This is a genomic window from Fibrella rubiginis, from assembly GCF_017353185.1.
GTDB lineage: Bacteria > Bacteroidota > Bacteroidia > Cytophagales > Spirosomataceae > Fibrella > Fibrella rubiginis.
Window position 1 is genome coordinate 1 of sequence record NZ_JAFMYV010000028.1, and the last position, 2,859, is coordinate 2,859.

3 protein-coding genes are annotated in these 2,859 nt (G+C 54.9%); all 3 read right to left on the bottom strand.

Going from position 1 to position 2,859, the window contains the following annotated elements; all coding sequences use genetic code 11:
- Window positions 1-996: SufB/SufD family protein (locus J2I47_RS26290; protein WP_207367613.1), on the bottom strand; the 996-nt coding region annotated here is incomplete at its 3' end.
- Window positions 997-1,106: 110 nt separating this feature from the next.
- Entirely contained in the window at window positions 1,107-1,862 is a 756-nt protein-coding gene (sufC, locus tag J2I47_RS26295) for a Fe-S cluster assembly ATPase SufC (protein WP_207367614.1), read from the bottom strand.
- Window positions 1,863-2,033: 171 nt separating this feature from the next.
- A partial coding sequence (locus tag J2I47_RS26300; RefSeq protein ID WP_510186179.1) for a CVP-CTERM putative protein-anchoring domain-containing protein occupies window positions 2,034-2,859 on the bottom strand: 826 nt, incomplete at its 5' end.

Genomic DNA, 2,859 nt, shown 5'->3' on the forward strand with positions numbered 1-2,859 from the left:
GAAGACGCCCGTGCCCCTGTCGTTCAGAATGCCTTTATACAACTCATTACTTTGCGAGTTGGGCATGGCGTGGTCGACAAGCGTGTGGTTGTCAACGTGTTGCGTGCCATTGGGCATGTACAGGCCATACATAAACGACTCGCAGTGCTGACCGTTGAGTACAATGTTCAGATCGTTGCGCACAAAACCCCCGTTGAGCGTGATTGTGGCGTTGTGGTAGAGGCTGTTGTCGGCCATGCTTACCTGCGTACGGGCAATATGATAGGCGCGCTCCGATTCGTTCTGCACCCGGTAATGTTCCATGCGGGCATCGGCGGCCATGACCACTTCTGTCACCACATTGGTGAATCCGGCATGGTCACCCAGGGTGCGGTAGGCTTCGGCCACGTTCACTTCGGCGTTGCGGCCCACCACAATCAGGTTGCGGGGCTGGGCGGCAATATTCTGCTGCCGGGCGTCGGTGATGAAGCGCAGAATAATAGGTTCCGTTACCACCTTGTTGTCGGGTACGCGGATGAACACACCGTCGCTGGCAAAGGCAGTGTTCAGGGCCGTGAACGCGCTATCCTGAAAATCGGCGTAGCGGCCAAAATGGAGACCAATCGTCTCGGCGTCGGTCTGTTGCGCATCAGCAAACGACTTGATCTGCAACTGATCGGCGGGGCTGACGAGCTGCGACAGGTCAGCGCGGTAGTGACCGTTTACGAAGTAGAGAACATTGCCGTTCAGGTTCGGAATCTGCAACTGAGGCAAATCGTCGGCGGTAAGATCCGTACCCATGTCGAAGCCGTAGGTCTCGCCGATCATGGCTTTCACGTTCGAGTATTTCCACTCTTCGTGCCGGATCGTGGGGAAGCCCAGCGTTTCAAACGTTTGCAGGGCTGATCGCCGCAACTGATGGAATGCCGATTTACTGGCCCCGTTCATCCGGGCCTCGCCCTCGCGAAAGGCCGCGATAAGCTGGTCTTTGAAGGGGGTATATTGTTGGGGGTTCATAGAAAGGAAGTTCGATGTTTAAAGTTCAATGTCTAAAGTTGCTTTGCCAGATGCTATAGAGTTAGTTGGCGGAGCAACTTTAGACATTGGACCTTAAACGTTGAACACGTTTATGCCGCTTCGACTTCGGCGATGATCCAATCGTAGCCTTTTTCTTCCAGTTCGTAGGCCAGTTCTTTCGGTCCTGACTTCACGATGCGGCCTTTGTAGAGAACGTGAACAAAATCGGGCACGATGTAATCGAGCAGGCGCTGGTAGTGCGTCACTACAATGGCTGAGCGTTCGGGAGAGCGCAGTTTGTTGACACCCTCGGCCACAATGCGCAGGGCGTCGATGTCGAGACCCGAATCGGTTTCGTCCAGAATAGCCAGTTTCGGTTCGAGCATGGCCATCTGGAAAATTTCGTTACGTTTCTTTTCACCACCCGAAAAACCTTCATTCAGCGACCGGCTCAGCAGCGACTGGTCGATGCTGACGAGCTTCATGCGCTCTTTCATCAGCTTCAGAAACTGCACGGCATCGAGCGGGGTTTGGCCGCGGTATTTGCGGATTTCGTTGAGCGCCGTTTTCAGAAAGTTGGTGGTGCTCACACCCGGAATTTCAATGGGGTATTGGAAGGCCAGGAAGATACCTTCGGCTGCCCGTTCTTCGGCCGACAGGTCCAGCAGGTCTTTTCCCTCAAACAGCACCGAGCCGTCGGTTACGGTATAATCTTCCCGCCCGGCCAGTACGTTGGCCAGGGTGCTTTTGCCCGAACCGTTTGGGCCCATGATGGCGTGTACTTCGCCGGGCTTCACGGTCAGGTCAATACCTTTCAGGATTTGCTTATCTCCGATTGATGCTTGTAAGTTACTGATTGATAGCATATTAGATTACTCGTAGCGGCTAAAATGAAGGGGCAAAGGTACGATTTTGCACCCAGTTTGTCTGTATAAGCAACAAACAAATAGGGATAAAAGTTGACCGTCATTTTATCCCTTTAAACGCAAAAAGCCCCCCGCAACGCTGCAGGGGGCTTTTTCAAACACCTTACTAAACTACCTCACTTTCTGCACCACAATGGGTACGCACTTGGCTGCTGGGCAGGCACACTCGGCAGGGTTGAGCATGACCATCACATCGCTGGTGCAACCCGATGGGCCAAACAGACGGATCGTATACGTGACACGCTGACCTGGGTTTGGCAGGTTGCTGAACGTGATCACACCGTTGCTGGCTGTTACGCTTACGTCGCCGGCTGCGGGGCTACCGTCGGCTGCTGAGATCGTAGCGCGAACGGTATTTTGCAGATTTGACAGGGCGATTTTGGCGTCGTTGTTCGGTGTAGCACCGTTGCAGGTAGCCCGTGTAACGACTACATCCTGCGAGGCTACCGATGGCGTTGGCAATACCGTTACCGTAGTAGTGGTCGTGGCTGTGCAGCCCGTGCTAAGGGTACAGGTAGCTGAGTACGTAGCGGTTGCCAGCGGTGAAATTTCGAGTGTAGCACCCGTCGTTCCCGTTGACCAAACTACCGTCCCGGCGCAACCTGACAGGCTCAGGATCGTTGACTGACCAATGCAGATGGTGGCGCTGTTGACCGAGAGCACCGGCGTTGGGTTCACCGTCACCCGCGTTGAGGCTACGGCTGAGCAACCGTCAGCGTTGGTTACCGTCACGCTATACGTGGTGGTTGTCGTTGGCGAAACCGGGATCGAGGCGGTTGTGGCGTTGGTAGACCAAACGTAGCCTGTACCACCCGTTGCGGTGAGCGTAACCGTATTGCCTTCGCAAATAGTCTGGCTCTGCGTTACCGTGGCCGTTACGGCCGGGTTGACCGTGACGGTGCCTGAGGTGATAGCCGAGCAGCCGTAGGTGTTGGTT

What these genes read in the sequence shown, in the direction of transcription:
- sufC (WP_207367614.1), bottom strand. Translation starts at nt 1,862, where the DNA reads ATGCTATCAATCAGTAACTTACAAGCATCAATCGGAGATAAGCAAATC.